Source organism: Pseudomonas fluorescens, assembly GCF_902497995.1.
In the GTDB taxonomy this organism is placed as follows: domain Bacteria; phylum Pseudomonadota; class Gammaproteobacteria; order Pseudomonadales; family Pseudomonadaceae; genus Aquipseudomonas; species Aquipseudomonas fluorescens_BK.
Map to the genome: position 1 here is coordinate 1 of NZ_CABVII010000040.1, position 15,230 is coordinate 15,230.

Here is a 15,230-nt window from a genome sequence, read left to right on the forward strand (position 1 = left end):
TCGGCAGAAGACAATGATTGATCAATCGAAGTATGCTTTTTCATGGACTCGCCCTCGCTGTCGTTGGCTGTTTAGACTGCCACCGTGGCGCATTGACGCCTCGGCGTGGGCGAGTCCATCCAATTACGAAAAGCCACCTGCCGCAGGGGAATGTGTCCACAGGTATTGGGTCAACGCAAGAACCTATACAAATAATTTGACTTGTACACCCTTGAATCTATGATGAAGTAATGTTGTACAGAACATAAATTTTGTACAGATCTGGATTCGAGGTGCCCCGATGCCCCACCCCACCGTGAAACCGAAAATCGCCATCAGCGCCTGCCTGATGGGTGCCGAGGTGCGCTTCAACGGCGGGCACAAGCAATCGCGGCTGTGCAGCCGTACCCTCACTGACTACTTCGATTTCATCCCGGTGTGTCCGGAAGTTGCCATCGGCCTTGGCGTCCCTCGCGAACCCATCCGCCTGGTGGGCAACCCCGAACGACCCGATGCCATCGGCACGACCCATCCCTCTATCAACGTCACTCGGCCACTGGCTGACTACGGCCGGCAAATGGCGGCAGAGCTGCGCGATGTTTGCGGTTACATCTTCATGCAAAAATCCCCCTCGTGCGGGCTGGAACGGGTCAAGGTCTACCAAGCCAACGGAGTGCCCGTGGACGGCGGTGGCCGCGGCGTCTACGCCCAGGCTTTTTGCACCCTGCATCCGGATTTGCCGGTGGAAGAAGACGGTCGCCTCAAGGATCCGGTGTTGCAGGAAAACTTCCTGACTCGCGTATTCGCCTACAGCGCCTGGCAGCAGTTGCGGCAAGAGGGCCTGACGCGCCGCGGCCTCACAGACTTTCACTCGCGCTACAAATACCTGCTGATGGCACACAACCCGGTGCACTACAAAATCCTCGGCAATCTGTTGGGCAACATGGGCCGCAGCGATCCCGGCGAACTGGGTCCACGCTATTTCAGCGAACTGATGGCCGCCTTGAAAAAATGCGCCACGCGCCGCACCCACACCAATGTCCTGCAGCACATCAGTGGTTACCTGAAACAGGCGATCAGCGCTGAGGACAAGCAGGAAGTGCAGCACGTCATCGGCCAGTACCGTCAAGGCATCGTGCCGCTGGTGGTGCCGCTGACCCTGCTCAAACATTATTTTCGCCAGCACCCGGATCCGTACATCGCGCAGCAGGTTTACCTGCAACCGCATCCGGAAAATCTCAGCCTGCGAAACGCGATTTGATGAAAACCCCACTCGACAGCAGCGCCAGCGCAGACATGGGCGCCGACTTGGCAAAGGCCCGCGATGAAGGCTGGCTGCCCATTCGTGAGGTGGCCCGCCAGACCGGCGTCAACGCCGTGACCTTGCGCGCCTGGGAACGGCGTTATGGCCTGATCGTGCCGCAACGCACCCCCAAGGGTCATCGGCTGTTTGGCGCCGAACATGTTCAACGCATTCTGACGATTCTGACCTGGCTCGAGCGCGGCGTTGCCGTCAGCCAGGTCAAGCAACTGCTCGACACCCCGCAGGCCTTGCTCGAATCGGTCGAAAACGAGTGGCATGTGCTGCGCCGCACACTGCTGCACGCAGTGACTCAACTGAACGAACGTACCCTCGATGACACCGTCAACCAGGCCATGGCGCTGTACCCACCGCGCATTGTCTGCGAACAACTGCTGATGCCGTTGCTGGCGGAACTGGAACAACGCTGGCAAGGCCAGTTCGGCGCACAGATGGAGCGGGTGTTTTTCTTTTCCTGGCTACGCAGTAAATTCGGTGCCCGCATCTACCATAACAACCGTCAGTTGCGTAGCGCGCCGCTGCTGTTGATCAATCACTCGGACCTGCTGCTCGAACCCCACCTGTGGCTCACCGCCTGGTTGATCAGCAGCGCCGATTGCCCGGTGGAGGTGTTCGACTGGCCACTCCCCCCCGGCGAACTCGCGCTGGCGGTCGATCACCTGAAAGCACGCGGCGTACTGTTGTATTCCAGCAAAGTCATGAACCTTTCACAGCTGACGAAACTTTTGAATAGCGTCAATTGCCCAAAAATGATTGCCGGACCCACGGTGTACATCCACCACACCGAGTTGTCCGCAAGAGCCACCGAGATTGCTGACGTGCTCCTGGCCGAAGATCCGTTATCGGCTCACCAGAATCTGGTCCAGCGCGGGCTTATTTAATTGTTATCCATGGACAGCACCATGCAATTGATCTGGCTGCGCAGCGACTTGCGCCTACATGACAACACCGCCCTCTCGGCCGCCGCAGCGCGGGGTCCGAGCGTGGCGGTGTATCTGCTGAGCCCGGAACAATGGCTGGAACACGACGATGCGCCGTGCAAAGTGGATTTCTGGCTACGCAACTTGAGCACATTGAGCCGCGCGCTGAACGAACTGAACATTCCCTTGCTGATCCGCCATGCACCACGCTGGGATGACGCTTCGAGTGTCTTGCTCGATCTTTGTCGGCAGTTGGCGATTGATGCGGTACACGTCAACGAAGAATACGGCGTTCATGAAACCCGCCGGGACCTGGCGGTGGCCGCCGCGCTGAAAACCAAGGGTATCGCGTTTCACAGCTATCTCGACCAGCTGTTGTTCCAGCCCGGCAGCGTCCTGACCAGGACCGGCACTTATTTCCAGGTTTTCAGCCAATTCCGCAAGGTTTGCCATGAACGCCTGCATCATGCGCTACCGAGTCTGGTGAACGCCCCAAGGGTGCAAGCTCCCATCAGCATCAAACCGGACAAGATCCCCGCAAACATCAAGGGCTTCGAAACGCCCAGCGACAGCTTGCGCGCCCTCTGGCCTGCCGGTGAACGCGAAGCCCGGCGCCGCCTCGACACCTTTACCGACGCACAGATCGACTACTACCAAAGCGAGCGGGACTTCCCGGCCAAACCCGGCACCAGTCAGCTTTCGGCCTATCTCGCTGCCGGAGTGATATCCCCTCGCCAATGCCTGCATGCAGCCCTGCAAAGCAATCAGGGCGAGTTCGAAAGCGGCAAGCCGGGTGCCGTCACCTGGATCAACGAATTGCTGTGGCGCGAGTTCTACAAACACATTCTGGTGGGCTACCCACGGGTTTCCCGTCACCGCGCCTTCCGCCCGGAAACCGAGGCCCTGGCCTGGCGCGATGCTCCGGAAGAACTCCTGGCCTGGCAGCAAGCCCGCACCGGCCTGCCCATCATCGATGCGGCCATGCGCCAATTGCTTGAAACCGGCTGGATGCACAACCGGCTCCGTATGGTAGTGGCGATGTTTCTGACCAAGAATCTGCTGATCGACTGGCGCGAAGGCGAACGCTTTTTCATGCGCCACCTCATCGATGGTGACCTTGCGGCAAACAACGGCGGCTGGCAGTGGAGTTCGTCCACCGGCACCGATTCGGCCCCCTACTTCCGGATTTTCAACCCGCTGAGCCAGTCGGCAAAATTTGACGCCGAGGGCGTATTCATCAAGCACTGGCTGCCGGAACTGGCCGATTTGAACCCAAAAGATGTGCACAACCCGGCAGACTTCGGCGGGCTGTTTGGTGTCGTGGACTATCCGTCCCCCATCATCAATCTGAGCACGTCCCGTGCGCGCGCCCTGGCCGCGTTCAAGGATCTACCGTCGCGACAGCACGCAGGGGGTGGGGATGAGTGAGCTCCTGCGCGACAAGATTTATTGCCATCGAGACTCCTTCGATGCCGCGGCACTGCTTTATGAACATCTACCCGTATTGGGCCGGCCGTGTGCCTGGCTGAAAAGGAGCCTGGGATGAGTTTTGCACTTCCACGACGATATTGGCTGACCGGCGCCAGCAACGGTATTGGCGCGGCGTTGGCCGAGGAAATACTGAAGAGCGGTGCCCACCTGGCGGTCAGTTCCCGTTCGGCAGCACCATTGAAAGTCTTGTCCAAGCGCTATCCAGGGCAGGTGATGGTGGTGGCCGGTGACCTGACCAACAGCCAGACCGTGCGTGAAATCGGCGAGCAGATTGCCAAGGACTGGGGCTCGCTGGATTCGGTGATCCTCAATGCCGGCACTTGCGAATATGTCGACGCCAGGCAGTTGGATGCTTCAATCATCGAGCACGTCGTACGCACCAACCTGCTCGCCAGCAGTTATTGCATCGAAGCTGCCGTGCCCTTGCTGCGAGCGGGCACCGCGCCGCTTCTGGTGGGTATGGCGAGTTCGGCAACCTACCTGCCGCTGCCCCGGGCCGAAGCCAATGGAACTTCGAAAGCCGGCCTGCGTTACTTGTTCGAGTCCTTGCGCATCGATCTGGCCGCGGACGGCATCGAAGTCACCATGATCAGCCCAAGCCTCGTCGATACGCCCTCGGCAGCGAACAACGACGTGCCGATCCGCCTCTCCTGGCCTGTGGATCAAGCCGCTCGGCATATCTTCGACGAACTCAAGCGCCGTCCCCCGGAGATTGCCCTGCCTGCGCTGTTCATGGCCGCCCTCTGGCCGCTGCCGAAAATGCCCGACAGCGGGAAACTGGCGATCGGTAAACGCATGATACGTAGCCAGCCGCCGATCAAGGATCAGCCGTGAACATCGAAGGCGGTTAGTGGATCAGCCTGCAGTACGCCAATGCCGTCAAGCGTCCGTCAGGCCTTTCACACAGCACCGCCCCGCTGCCTTACACTGCACCCATGAATACCATTGCCCACACGCAAATCGCCGAACCGGCGGTCACTTGCTCGACCTGCGCAGCCTGCTGTTGCCAGCTCGAAGTCATGCTGATCACCGACACTGGAGTGCCCGAGCGGTTTATCGATACCGATGATTGGGGCGGGGAAGTCATGCTGCGCCTGGATGATGGCTGGTGCGCCGCGCTGGATCGCAACACCATGATGTGCACCATCTACGAAAAACGCCCGCTGATCTGCCGGGAGTTCGAGATGGGGGCGCCAGAGTGCATCGATGAGCGCCAGGGGATAACCACGGCGTATCGCTGAATTCAAAATCACCAAAGATCCAATGTGGGAGCGGGCTTGCTCGCGAAAGCGGTTTAACATTCAACATAGATGTTGGCTGTCAGTCCGCTTTCGCGAGCAAGCCCGCTCCCACATTAATTGCGCCGAGGGTTACAACGGCATCGTGTAATGAAGCGAGTAGCTTTCCACACCGTTGTTCGGGCTGCTGATCCCGGCATTGGAGTAGTGCGTCGCGCGAATCCCGACTTCATGTCCGCCGGCAAAGCGCAGGCCAAAGCCGAACCGGTCTTCGAACTGAAACGCACTGCCGAGCTGGTTGTTTTCGACTTCGGTATTGGCGAATGCCGCTACGCCAACGCCCAGCTCCACATACGGCTTGACGTTCTGTCCGGCAAACTCGTAAACCAACACCGGCGAGAACGACAGGCTGTGGTTGCTGGAACTCTTGTCACCTTCCCAATAGGTGTAGCCGCCACTCCAGTAACCGGTCAAACGACCGACGTCACTTTGCAGCCAGCTCTTGTCCCAATCGAATTGCATGCCCAGCCGATAGGTCATGGTCGACTCGCTGGTCTGGCCGACCGCGAACTCCACGCCTGCCGCCTGGGCGGTAAAACTGTGCCCCATCAGTACGGCCGCAATCGCGGCCAAGCAGAATAGTCGCTTCATTAGAAACATCCTTTTCCGAACGCGTTTTCGTGTGGTTTTTTTTGTGGCTCTCAATAGCACTAAATCTATAGAAGTCGACGTTTAATCAGAAGTTCAGCCCGATTACTCGTTTCCCCCAAGATTTATCTACTGGTTGAAGCTTTGCACAACACCCGAGGTATGCCACAGGATCGGCAAGATATTTCTGAAATGCTCTGGATCGGCACTCGTCCAGAACTGCGCAGCACGAGCAGCTCCATCGGCCAACAATTCCCGCTCGGTCAACAGACGCTGTAGTTGCCGTGCCACCGCGGCGCCGGTGTCGATCAAGCTGATGTCCTCAGGGATCATCTGCTTTAGCAACGGCTTTAGAAAGGGGTAATGCGTGCAGCCGAGAATTATCGTGTCGCAACCTGCGGCAAGCAGCGGCCCGACATACCTGGCAAGCAACTCACGCAGGGCAGGACTGTGCAGATCACCGTTTTCAATCAGCTCCACGAGCCCGGGACAAGGCTGAGTGATAACCCGCACATCCGTGGCAAAGCGATCGAGCAGCGCGGCAAACCTGGCGCTCTGCAACGTGCCGGTGGTGGCAAGGACACCGACCACGCCACTGCGGGTAGCAGCGGCAGCGGGTTTGACCGCCGGCTCCATGCCGACAATCGGCCACTTTGGATAATCGCGCCGCAAATCCGCAACGCCGGCAACCGTGGCCGTGTTGCACGCCAGCACCAGGGCCTTGGCACCCTGCTGCTGAAAAAAATCGGCCATGACACTGCAACGGTGACGGATGAACTCCGGCGTTTTTTCGCCGTAGGGAATATTCCCGCAATCGGCAACGTACAGCAGTGACTCATTGGGCAGTAAACGCTGGATCTCGGCCAGCACCGACAGCCCACCGACGCCGGAGTCGAACACGCCGATTGGCGCTTCACGCATGGGCAGTACCACAGACGCTGCAACCCGGATCACGCTTGACCCGCAGTTCACGGAAGCGCGTGCCCAAGGCATCGATCAACAACAGACGCCCCACCAGCGGCTCGCCGAAACCGACCAACAGTTTCATGGCTTCCAGCGCCTGGAGGCTACCCACCAGTCCAACCAAAGGCCCGACCACGCCGGCTTCGCTGCACGTCAGTTCGGCTTCGCTGCCGTGCCCGTATAAACAGTGGTAACACGGACTATCCGGACGGCGTGGGTCGAACACCGACAATTGCCCTTCGAGGCGAATCGCCGCGCCGCTGACCAATGGCTTGCGCGCAGCAACACAGGCAGCGTTGACCGCTTCACGGGTGGAAAAATTATCCGAGCAGTCCAACACCAGATCCACTGCGCCCACGGCGGCGGCCAGGGAATCTTCGTCCAGCGCCGCGCGATGGGCGATCAACTGAATCTCGGGATTGATCGCGCCTAGACGGCGGATGGCCGAATCGACCTTGGTGACCCCGACGCTATCCGTGTCGTGGATGATCTGGCGTTGCAGGTTGGTCAGGTCGACGCTGTCAAAGTCTGCCAGATGCAGTTCACCGACCCCGGCGGCGGCCAGGTACAGCGCCACCGGTGAGCCAAGACCGCCAAGACCGACGATCAACACGCGGCTTTCCTTGAGTCGCAACTGACCGTCGATGTCGACGTGTTGCAACAGAATCTGCCGGCTATAGCGCAACAATTCCTGATCATTCAGCACGGCAGGCGCCCCAGACTGATGCGTTCGTGACCGCCCAGGTCGGTGCGGCTGTGGACCTGTTCAAAGCCGCGGGCCAGCAGCAAATCGCGCACCGCACCGGCTTGATCATAACCATGTTCGAGCATCAACCAGGCACCCGCCTCAAGATAATCCGGCGCCTGGACGACGATCAGACGCAGATCGTCGAGCCCGTCGACACCGGCCACCAGGGCACTGGCCGGTTCGAAGCGGACGTCGCCCTCGACCAGATGCGGATCGGCGGACGCGATGTAGGGCGGGTTGCTGATGATCAGTTGAAAGCGCTGGCCTTGCAGCGCGCTAAACCAATGACTGCTCAGTACCGTGGCGTTGTTCAGGTGCAGGCGCTGACGATTACGCTCGGCCAGGGCCACGGCTTCGAGCACGCGATCCACGGCGGTGACCTTCCACGCCGGACGTTCGCTGGCCAGGGCCAGGGCAATGGCGCCGCTGCCGGTGCCCAGATCGAGAACACTGGCCGGGGTCGCCGGCAACAATTCCAGTGCGGCTTCCACCAGCAGCTCGGTGTCCGGGCGCGGGATCAGGGTGTGCGGCGCCACTTCCAGATCGAGTTTCCAGAACCCTTGCTGACCCAGGATGTAGGCCACCGGCTCTCCGCCACGACGACGCTGCAAAAACCCGGCAAACTTCAATGCGGCTTCGCTCGGGACGACGCGCTCCGGCCAGGTATGCAGAAAACTGCGGGATTTGCCCAATGCCGCCGCCAGCAACAATTCGGCGTCCAGACGCGCAGTCGGCGAGTCCGGCAGATCGGCGGCGCGCAACAAACTGGCAATGATCGTCATTTACTCACCTATGGCCGCCAGTTGATCGGCCTGGTATTCGGCCAGCAATGGCTCGATCACCGCATCGACGCCGCCCGCGAGAATTTCATCGAGCGAGTACAGCGTCAGGTTGACCCGATGATCGGTGACCCGGCCCTGGGCAAAGTTGTAGGTGCGGATCCGCTCCGAGCGATCACCCGAACCGACCAGCAATTTACGCTCGCTGGCGATGGCATTAGCGGCGGCGCTGGTCTGCTGGTCGTTGAGCTTGGCCGACAACCAGGACATCGCCCGGGCACGGTTCTTGTGCTGGGAACGTTCTTCCTGGCACTCGACGACGATTCCGGACGGCAAGTGGGTGATGCGGATCGCCGAATCTGTCTTGTTGACATGCTGACCACCGGCACCGGAGGAGCGATAGGTATCGACCCGCAAATCGGCGGGGTTGATCTCGATCGCCTCCTGTTCATCCGGCTCGGGCAGCACGGCCACGGTGCAGGCCGAGGTGTGGATGCGGCCCTGTGATTCGGTGGCCGGAACCCGCTGCACGCGGTGCGCGCCGGATTCGAACTTCAGTTTGCCGTAGACGTTGTCGCCTTCGACCCGGGCGATGACTTCTTTATAACCACCGTGCTCACCGATGTTCTCCGAGAGGATTTCCACGCGCCAGCCACGCCGCTCGGCGTATCGCGAATACATACGGAACAGATCGCCGGAGAAAATCGCCGCTTCGTCACCGCCGGTGCCGGCGCGGATTTCGAGAAACACGTTACGGCCGTCGTTCGGATCCCTGGGCAGCAGCATGCGTTGCAGGCTGGCTTCGATGTCGATCAGCTGCTCTTTGGTTTCGCGGATTTCTTCCACGGCCATTTCGCGCATGTCCGGGTCGCTGTCCTTGAGCAATGCCTGGGCGCCTTCGAGGTCGCCTTGCACTTTGAGCAACTGTTTATAGGCTCCGACGATCGGCTCGATTTCCGCGTATTCCTTGGAATAGGCGCGGAATTTGTTCTGATCGGAAATGACCTCGCCATCGCCAAGCAAGGCGGTCAATTCCTCGAAACGGTCCTGGAGGATGTCCAGCTTATTGAGCAGTGACGCTTTCATTGCGGTTTCTTATCCGAAAAGCTATCCGATGAGCCCTCACCGAGGGCAAAGAGTTCCTGGGCCATGGCCAGCGCATCGAGGCGGCCTTCGGCAGAGAGCTTTTTCAATTGCACGCTCGGGGCGTGCAAGAGTTTATTGGTCAGGCCGCGTGCCAGTTGCACCAGCACGTCTTCGGCGCTGCTGCCGTTGGCCAGCATGCGCTGGGCCTTGAGCAATTCTTCGTCGCGCAGGCGCTCGCTTTGTTGACGATAGGCCTTGAGCACATCCACCGCCGCCAGTTCGCGCAGGCGGACCATGAAGTCTTCGGCACCGACCGAAACCATCTCCTCCGCCGCTTGCGCAGCGCCCTGACGGCTCTTGAGGTTTTCGGCGACCACTTCGTGGAGATCGTCGACGCTATACAGGTAAACGTCGTCCAATTCGCCGACTTCCGGCTCGATATCCCGCGGCACGGCGATATCCACCATGAAGATCGGCTTGTGCTTGCGCAACTTCAAGGCACTTTCTACCGCCCCCTTGCCCAGGATCGGCAACTGGCTGGCGGTGGAGCTGATGACGATATCGCTGCGCACCAGTTCGGCCGGGATTTCGGAGAGCAACACTGCATGGGCGCCGAACTGTTCGGCCAGGATGCTCGCGCGTTCGAGCGTCCGGTTGGCGACCACGATGCGCTTCACACCCAACTCATGCAGATGGCGGGCGACCAAGGTAATGGTCTCGCCGGCGCCAATCAGCAAGGCCTGGCTGCGTTGCAAGTCGCTGAAAATCTGTTTTGCCAGGCTGACCGCGGCAAACGCCACGGACACCGGGTTCTCACCGATGGCGGTGTCGGTGCGCACTTGCTTGGCCGCATTGAACGTTGCCTGGAACAGCCGCCCGAGTAACGGACCGATGGTGCCCGCCTCGCGGGCCACGGCGTAGGCCGACTTCATCTGACCGAGAATCTGCGGTTCGCCCAACACCAGCGAATCGAGCCCGGAGGCCACCCGCATCATGTGACGAACTGCCGCATCATCTTCGTGCACATAAGCGCTCGCGCGCAGCTCTTCGAGGCTCAAATGGTGATAATCGGCCAGCCAGCGCAACACGATGTCAGCCGAAAGGTGATCCTGTTCTATATAGAGCTCACTGCGATTGCAGGTGGAGAGGATCGCAGCTTCGCGGCTGTCGGTGAGTCGGCAGAGCTGCTGCAAGGCCTCCACCAGCTGCTCAGGGGTAAAGGCCACGCGCTCGCGGACGTCTACTGAAGCAGTCTTGTGGTTGATACCGAGTGCAAGGAAGGCCATTCAAGGTCGCTGATGGTGACGTGAAGCCGGCAATTGTCCTACTTCGACACAACGAGAACAACTATTCGATCTCTATTGGTCTGGCAAGCGCCAGCCAAGCCTGCGAGCGCTTCTCGTTTACATGAGTTCTGGTCCCGACAACCGATCTCCCGCAGGAGCCAGGCTTGCCGGCGAAGGCGTCCATTCAGGCGATGCATTCGTAGACTGATCCACTGCCTTCGCCGGCAAGCCTGGCTCCTACAGAGGATCGGGTATATCCGCAAAAATTGGATACGCCGCCAGATCACAGGCAAGCCAGCCCCAGAAATACAGGCCAGGGATGGGGCGACAAGGGAAAACGGGCGGCCGGTTATGTTTGGCCTAAGGCTTGTGTCATGATGATCCGACCGCAGGTTAGTCGTCCTCTTCCTATATGAATAGATCCTCCGCGTTGCTCCTCGCTTTTGTCTTCCTCAGCGGCTGCCAGGCTTTGGCACCCGTTTCGTCGGACGGTACGCCGCCGATCGAAGACAGCACTCCGGCCCCTGAAAAGCCCAAGGTCTATAGCTCATTCAGCGAAGATACCGTCTTCAGCCTGTTGAGCGCCGAACTGGCTGGCCAGCGCAATCGCTTCGACATTGCCCTGGACAACTACGTGACCCAGGCGATCAACACCCAGGATCCAGGCATTTCCGAGCGGGCATTTCGTATCGCCGAGTACCTGGGCGCCGATCAGGCCGCCCTGGACACCGCACTGATCTGGGCGAAAAACGCCCCGGACGACCTCGAGGCGCAACGGGCCGCTGCGGTGCAGCTGGCTCGCGCCGGGCGCTATGACGATTCAATGGCTTACATGGAGAAAGTCCTGCAAGGCAAGGGCGACACGCATTTCGACTTCCTCGCCCTGTCCGCGGCCGATACCGACCAGGACACGCGCAATGGCTTGATGAAAAGCTTCGACCGGCTGTTGCAGCGCCACCCGAACAACAGCCAGCTGATTTTCGGCAAGTCTTTGCTGTTGCAACAGGACGGTGACGCCAAGGGCGCGCTGGGCCTGCTGGAAGACAATCCACCGGACGAGGGCGAAATTGCCCCGATCCTGCTGCGCGCACGCCTGCTGCAATCGCTCGAGCGTGGCGATGAAGCCTTGCCGCTGCTGAAAAAAAGCATCAAGAAGTACCCGGACGACAAACGCCTGCGCCTGACTTACGCGCGCATGCTGGTTGAACAGGACCGCATGGACGATGCCAAAGTCGAGTTCTCGAGCCTGGTTCAGCAGTACCCGGAAGACGACGAACTGCGTTATTCGTTGGCCCTGGTGTGCCTGGAAGCCAAGGCCTGGGACGAGGCCAAGGGGTATCTGGAAGACCTGATCGCCCGGGACAGCCATGTCGATTCCGCTCACTTGAACCTCGGCCGCATCGCTGAAGAGCGCAACGACCCCCAAGGCGCACTGATCGAGTACGCCCAGGTCAGGCCGGGTAACGATTACCTGCCGGCACAATTGCGCCAGGCCGATATCCTGATAAATAACGGCAAGACCGCCGAAGCTCAACGCCGTTTGGCGGCAGAGCGCGACGAACAGCCTGATTACGTCATTCAGTTGTATTTGATCGAAGCCGAGACCCTGGCCGCCAACAAACAGGGGGACAAGGCCTGGAAAGTCTTGCAGCAAGCCTTGCAGCAATTCCCGGACGACTTGAATCTGCTGTACACCCGCGCCATGCAGGCGGAAAAACGCAATGACCTGGCGCAGATGGAAAAAGACCTGCGGCTGATCATCAAGCGCGACCCGGACAATGCGATGGCACTGAACGCCCTCGGTTATACCCTGTCCGACCGTACGACCCGTTACGCCGAAGCCAAGGCCCTGATCGAACAGGCGCACCAGATCAATCCGGAAGACCCGGCGGTACTCGACAGCCTCGGCTGGGTGAATTACCGCCTGGGCAATCTCGATGACGCCGAACGTTACTTGCGCCTGGCCCTGGAGCGCTTCCCCGACCAGGAAGTCGCCGCTCACCTGGGCGAGGTCCTGTGGGCCAACGGCAAGCAACGCGAAGCCAGACAAATCTGGGGCAAGTTCCTCAAGGAGCAGCCCGACAGCCCTATCCTGCGCGGCACCATCAAGCGCCTGACCGGTTCAGAGACTCTTTAAATTTATGTTCATGCGCCACTTCATCGTTTTCAGCTTCATCGCCCTGCTCGCCGGTTGCGCGGGCTTCGGTGCCCGCGAATCGGTCCAGGGTCAAGGCAACCCGGCCCAATGGCGCGAGTACAAACAGCAGCTGACGGGTCTTGATGGCTGGCAGATCAACGGCAAGATCGGCATCCGCGCCCCCAAAGACTCCGGCAGCGGCACCTTGTTCTGGCTGCAGCGACAGGATTATTACGACATCCGCCTTTCCGGCCCCCTGGGTCGCGGCGCGGCTCGCTTGACCGGTCGCCCCGGCAAAGTCTCACTGGAAGTCGCCAACCAGGGCCGTTATGACGCGACGTCTCCGGAAGTGCTGCTCGAAGAACAGCTCGGCTGGAAGTTGCCGGTGTCCAATCTGGCCTGGTGGGTGCGCGGGCTTCCAGCCCCGGACAGCAAAAGTCGCCTGACCCTTGACACCGACAGCCGCCTGGCCAATCTCGAACAGGATGGTTGGCAGGTGGAGTACCTCAGTTACGCCGAGCAAAACGGCTATTGGCTGCCTGAGCGCATCAAACTGCATGGCACCAACCTTGACGTCACACTGGTGATCAAGGAATGGCAACCGCGCAAACTGGGGCAATGATTATGACCGCACCTCGCTTGACGTTGCCCTCCCCGGCCAAACTCAATCTGATGCTGCACATCCTCGGTCGCCGTGAAGACGGTTATCACGAACTGCAGACCATTTTTCAGTTTCTCGATTACAGCGATGAAATCACCTTTGCCGTGCGCGACGATGGCGTGATTCACCTGCACACCGAATTCGACGGCGTTCCTCATGACAGCAATCTGATCGTCAGGGCGGCAAAAAAACTTCAGGAGCAATCCGGTTGCTCGCTCGGCATCGACATCTGGATCGACAAAATTCTGCCCATGGGCGGTGGCATCGGTGGCGGCAGCTCAAATGCCGCGACGACTTTGCTTGGCCTGAATCATCTCTGGCAACTGGGTTGGGATGAGGATCGGCTGGCCACTTTGGGCCTGACGCTTGGCGCGGACGTCCCGGTTTTCGTGCGTGGCCACGCGGCTTTTGCCGAAGGCGTAGGGGAAAAACTGACCCCTGTAGACCCCGAAGAACCGTGGTATCTCGTGCTTGTGCCGCAAGTATCTGTAAGTACAGCAGAAATTTTTTCAGATCCGTTGTTGACACGTAACTCTTCTCCCATTAAAGTGCGCCCCGTTCCCAAGGGAAACAGTCGAAATGACTGCTTACCGGTGGTAGCAAGGCGTTATCCAGATGTACGTAACGCATTGGATTTGTTAGGTAAATTTACCGAAGCAAAACTCACCGGAACTGGAAGTTGTGTGTTTGGGGGCTTCCCAAGCAAAGCTGAAGCTGATAAAGTCTCGGCCCTTCTTACAGAGACCCTTACAGGGTTTGTAGCAAAAGGAAGCAACGTTTCGATGTTGCATCGCAAGCTGCAAAGTCTGCTCTAAAAGGAACCGAGTACTGGGTACTCGTTGCAACAGATACAGGGGCGTCGCCAAGCGGTAAGGCAGCAGGTTTTGATCCTGCCATGCGTTGGTTCGAATCCAGCCGCCCCTGCCATTTTCTATACTCATCCAGGTTACCCTCAGCCTCTAGGTACTGCGCGTGTCCAAGATGATGGTCTTTACGGGGAATGCTAACCCCGATCTGGCTCGGCGTGTCGTACGTCAGCTGCATATCCCTCTCGGTGACATCTCTGTCGGTAAATTTTCCGACGGCGAAATTACAGCCGAGATCAATGAAAACGTCCGCGGTAAAGATGTCTTCATTATTCAGCCGACTTGCGCTCCGACCAACGATAACCTGATGGAACTGGTAGTGATGGCTGATGCCTTCCGCCGCTCCTCGGCTTCTCGTATCACTGCTGTAATTCCTTACTTTGGTTATGCCCGTCAGGATCGCCGTCCGCGTTCCGCACGTGTGGCAATCAGCGCGAAAGTCGTGGCTGACATGCTCACCGTAGTCGGCATCGACCGTGTTCTCACGGTTGATCTGCATGCTGACCAGATTCAGGGTTTCTTCGATATTCCGGTAGATAACATCTACGGCTCCCCGGTTCTGGTGGATGACATTGAAGATCAGCGCTTCGAAAACCTGATGATCGTGTCCCCGGACATTGGCGGCGTCGTGCGTGCACGTGCCGTTGCCAAATCCCTGGGCGTGGATCTCGGGATCATCGACAAACGCCGTGAGAAAGCCAATCACTCTGAAGTGATGCATATCATCGGTGATGTCGAAGGGCGTACCTGTATTCTGGTCGATGACATGGTCGATACCGCCGGCACTCTGTGCCACGCGGCCAAGGCCCTGAAAGAGCATGGCGCAGCCAAGGTTTTCGCCTACTGCACACACCCTGTGCTGTCGGGTCGGGCAATCGAAAACATTGAAAATTCCGTGCTGGACGAGCTGGTGGTGACCAACACCATCCCACTGTCCGCTGCAGCACAAGCCTGTGCGCGTATCCGTCAACTGGATATCGCACCGGTAGTTGCCGAGGCGGTCCGCCGCATCAGCAATGAAGAATCGATCAGCGCGATGTTCCGTTAAGGGCCCTGCCCTTTTCATTACATCCTGTTGACGAAAAGCGCCCCGCCCCGGCATTCCTG

The 15,230-nt window shown here is 59.3% G+C and carries 15 protein-coding genes, 1 tRNA gene and 1 pseudogene; 11 read left to right on the plus strand and 6 right to left on the minus strand.

Annotated features, from left to right (window positions below; all coding sequences use genetic code 11):
- Positions 1–280 precede the first annotated feature (280 nt).
- The 6 genes and pseudogenes from F8N80_RS29405 (at position 281) to F8N80_RS29430 (ending at position 4,952) form a co-directional block, all read left to right on the plus strand.
- Complete coding sequence (locus F8N80_RS29405) at positions 281–1,240, plus strand: YbgA family protein (RefSeq protein WP_150747817.1); 960 nt, start codon at positions 281–283, stop codon at positions 1,238–1,240.
- Positions 1,240–2,181 carry a MerR family transcriptional regulator gene (locus F8N80_RS29410; protein WP_150747818.1) on the plus strand — a complete coding sequence of 314 codons (942 nt, stop codon included), beginning with the start codon at positions 1,240–1,242 and terminating at the stop codon, positions 2,179–2,181. Before F8N80_RS29405 ends, F8N80_RS29410 begins: the two co-directional genes overlap by 1 nt.
- Positions 2,182–2,202: 21 nt before the next feature.
- On the plus strand, positions 2,203–3,648 hold the full coding sequence (gene phrB / locus F8N80_RS29415) for a deoxyribodipyrimidine photo-lyase (RefSeq protein WP_150785253.1): 1,446 nt from the start codon (positions 2,203–2,205) through the stop codon (positions 3,646–3,648).
- 7 nt (positions 3,649–3,655) lie between these two features.
- Positions 3,656–3,766 (plus strand): annotated as a pseudogene (locus F8N80_RS31805) (nuclear transport factor 2 family protein); the annotation flags it as partial.
- Positions 3,763–4,545 (plus strand): SDR family NAD(P)-dependent oxidoreductase, encoded by a 783-nt coding sequence (locus F8N80_RS29425; RefSeq protein ID WP_150747820.1) that lies wholly within the window; start codon positions 3,763–3,765, stop codon positions 4,543–4,545. The pseudogene F8N80_RS31805 and the gene F8N80_RS29425, both read left to right, overlap by 4 nt.
- 101 nt (positions 4,546–4,646) lie before the next feature.
- Positions 4,647–4,952 carry a YkgJ family cysteine cluster protein gene (locus F8N80_RS29430; protein WP_150747821.1) on the plus strand — a complete coding sequence of 102 codons (306 nt, stop codon included), beginning with the start codon at positions 4,647–4,649 and terminating at the stop codon, positions 4,950–4,952.
- Between the two features lie 129 nt (positions 4,953–5,081).
- On the opposite strand, the gene F8N80_RS29435 is transcribed toward F8N80_RS29430, so the two are convergent.
- The 6 genes from F8N80_RS29435 to hemA all read right to left on the minus strand — a co-directional run bounded on the left by F8N80_RS29435 (position 5,082) and on the right by hemA (position 10,459).
- Positions 5,082–5,600 (minus strand): acyloxyacyl hydrolase, encoded by a 519-nt coding sequence (locus F8N80_RS29435; protein ID WP_150747822.1) that lies wholly within the window; start codon positions 5,598–5,600, stop codon positions 5,082–5,084.
- 126 nt (positions 5,601–5,726) lie between these two features.
- Positions 5,727–6,518 carry a glutamate racemase gene (murI, locus tag F8N80_RS29440; protein ID WP_150747823.1) on the minus strand — a complete coding sequence of 264 codons (792 nt, stop codon included), beginning with the start codon at positions 6,516–6,518 and terminating at the stop codon, positions 5,727–5,729.
- Positions 6,511–7,266 carry a molybdopterin-synthase adenylyltransferase MoeB gene (locus F8N80_RS29445; protein WP_150747824.1) on the minus strand — a complete coding sequence of 252 codons (756 nt, stop codon included), beginning with the start codon at positions 7,264–7,266 and terminating at the stop codon, positions 6,511–6,513. Before F8N80_RS29445 ends, murI begins: the two co-directional genes overlap by 8 nt.
- A complete protein-coding gene (gene prmC, locus F8N80_RS29450; protein WP_150785254.1) occupies positions 7,260–8,090 on the minus strand; it encodes a peptide chain release factor N(5)-glutamine methyltransferase in 831 nt (276 codons plus the stop codon). The genes F8N80_RS29445 and prmC overlap by 7 nt, the downstream gene beginning before the upstream one ends.
- Positions 8,091–9,173, minus strand: coding sequence for a peptide chain release factor 1 (gene prfA / locus F8N80_RS29455; protein WP_150747826.1), 1,083 nt, complete (start codon positions 9,171–9,173; stop codon positions 8,091–8,093).
- Positions 9,170–10,459 carry a glutamyl-tRNA reductase gene (gene hemA, locus F8N80_RS29460; protein WP_150747827.1) on the minus strand — a complete coding sequence of 430 codons (1,290 nt, stop codon included), beginning with the start codon at positions 10,457–10,459 and terminating at the stop codon, positions 9,170–9,172. The genes prfA and hemA overlap by 4 nt, the downstream gene beginning before the upstream one ends.
- 412 nt (positions 10,460–10,871) lie before the next feature.
- Between hemA and F8N80_RS29465 the strand changes: the two genes are divergently transcribed.
- The 5 genes from F8N80_RS29465 (at position 10,872) to F8N80_RS29485 (ending at position 15,171) form a co-directional block, all read left to right on the plus strand.
- Positions 10,872–12,596 carry a tetratricopeptide repeat protein gene (locus F8N80_RS29465; protein ID WP_150785255.1) on the plus strand — a complete coding sequence of 575 codons (1,725 nt, stop codon included), beginning with the start codon at positions 10,872–10,874 and terminating at the stop codon, positions 12,594–12,596.
- A 4-nt stretch (positions 12,597–12,600) separates the two neighbouring features.
- Positions 12,601–13,218: a lipoprotein insertase outer membrane protein LolB gene (lolB, locus tag F8N80_RS29470; protein WP_150747829.1), complete on the plus strand. Its 618-nt coding sequence runs from the start codon at positions 12,601–12,603 to the stop codon at positions 13,216–13,218.
- Positions 13,219–13,220: 2 nt separating this feature from the next.
- Complete coding sequence (ispE, locus tag F8N80_RS29475; protein ID WP_150785263.1) at positions 13,221–14,072, plus strand: 4-(cytidine 5'-diphospho)-2-C-methyl-D-erythritol kinase; 852 nt, start codon at positions 13,221–13,223, stop codon at positions 14,070–14,072.
- Positions 14,073–14,109: 37 nt separating this feature from the next.
- Positions 14,110–14,184, plus strand: a tRNA-Gln gene (locus F8N80_RS29480).
- A 45-nt stretch (positions 14,185–14,229) separates the two neighbouring features.
- Positions 14,230–15,171 carry a ribose-phosphate pyrophosphokinase gene (locus F8N80_RS29485; protein ID WP_150747830.1) on the plus strand — a complete coding sequence of 314 codons (942 nt, stop codon included), beginning with the start codon at positions 14,230–14,232 and terminating at the stop codon, positions 15,169–15,171.
- Positions 15,172–15,230: the final 59 nt, after the last annotated feature.

Excerpts from the sequence above, each read along its gene's own strand:
- F8N80_RS29405 (WP_150747817.1), top strand. The coding sequence starts at position 281 with ATGCCCCACCCCACCGTGAAACCGAAAATCGCCATCAGCGCCTGCCTG.
- F8N80_RS29410 (WP_150747818.1), top strand. The coding sequence starts at position 1,240 with ATGAAAACCCCACTCGACAGCAGCGCCAGCGCAGACATGGGCGCCGAC.
- phrB (WP_150785253.1), top strand. The coding sequence starts at position 2,203 with ATGCAATTGATCTGGCTGCGCAGCGACTTGCGCCTACATGACAACACC.
- F8N80_RS29425 (WP_150747820.1), top strand. The coding sequence starts at position 3,763 with ATGAGTTTTGCACTTCCACGACGATATTGGCTGACCGGCGCCAGCAAC.
- F8N80_RS29430 (WP_150747821.1), top strand. The coding sequence starts at position 4,647 with ATGAATACCATTGCCCACACGCAAATCGCCGAACCGGCGGTCACTTGC.
- F8N80_RS29435 (WP_150747822.1), bottom strand. The coding sequence starts at position 5,600 with ATGAAGCGACTATTCTGCTTGGCCGCGATTGCGGCCGTACTGATGGGG.
- murI (WP_150747823.1), bottom strand. The coding sequence starts at position 6,518 with ATGCGTGAAGCGCCAATCGGCGTGTTCGACTCCGGCGTCGGTGGGCTG.
- prmC (WP_150785254.1), bottom strand. The coding sequence starts at position 8,090 with ATGACGATCATTGCCAGTTTGTTGCGCGCCGCCGATCTGCCGGACTCG.
- prfA (WP_150747826.1), bottom strand. The coding sequence starts at position 9,173 with ATGAAAGCGTCACTGCTCAATAAGCTGGACATCCTCCAGGACCGTTTC.
- hemA (WP_150747827.1), bottom strand. The coding sequence starts at position 10,459 with ATGGCCTTCCTTGCACTCGGTATCAACCACAAGACTGCTTCAGTAGAC.
- F8N80_RS29465 (WP_150785255.1), top strand. The coding sequence starts at position 10,872 with ATGAATAGATCCTCCGCGTTGCTCCTCGCTTTTGTCTTCCTCAGCGGC.
- lolB (WP_150747829.1), top strand. The coding sequence starts at position 12,601 with ATGTTCATGCGCCACTTCATCGTTTTCAGCTTCATCGCCCTGCTCGCC.
- ispE (WP_150785263.1), top strand. The coding sequence starts at position 13,221 with ATGACCGCACCTCGCTTGACGTTGCCCTCCCCGGCCAAACTCAATCTG.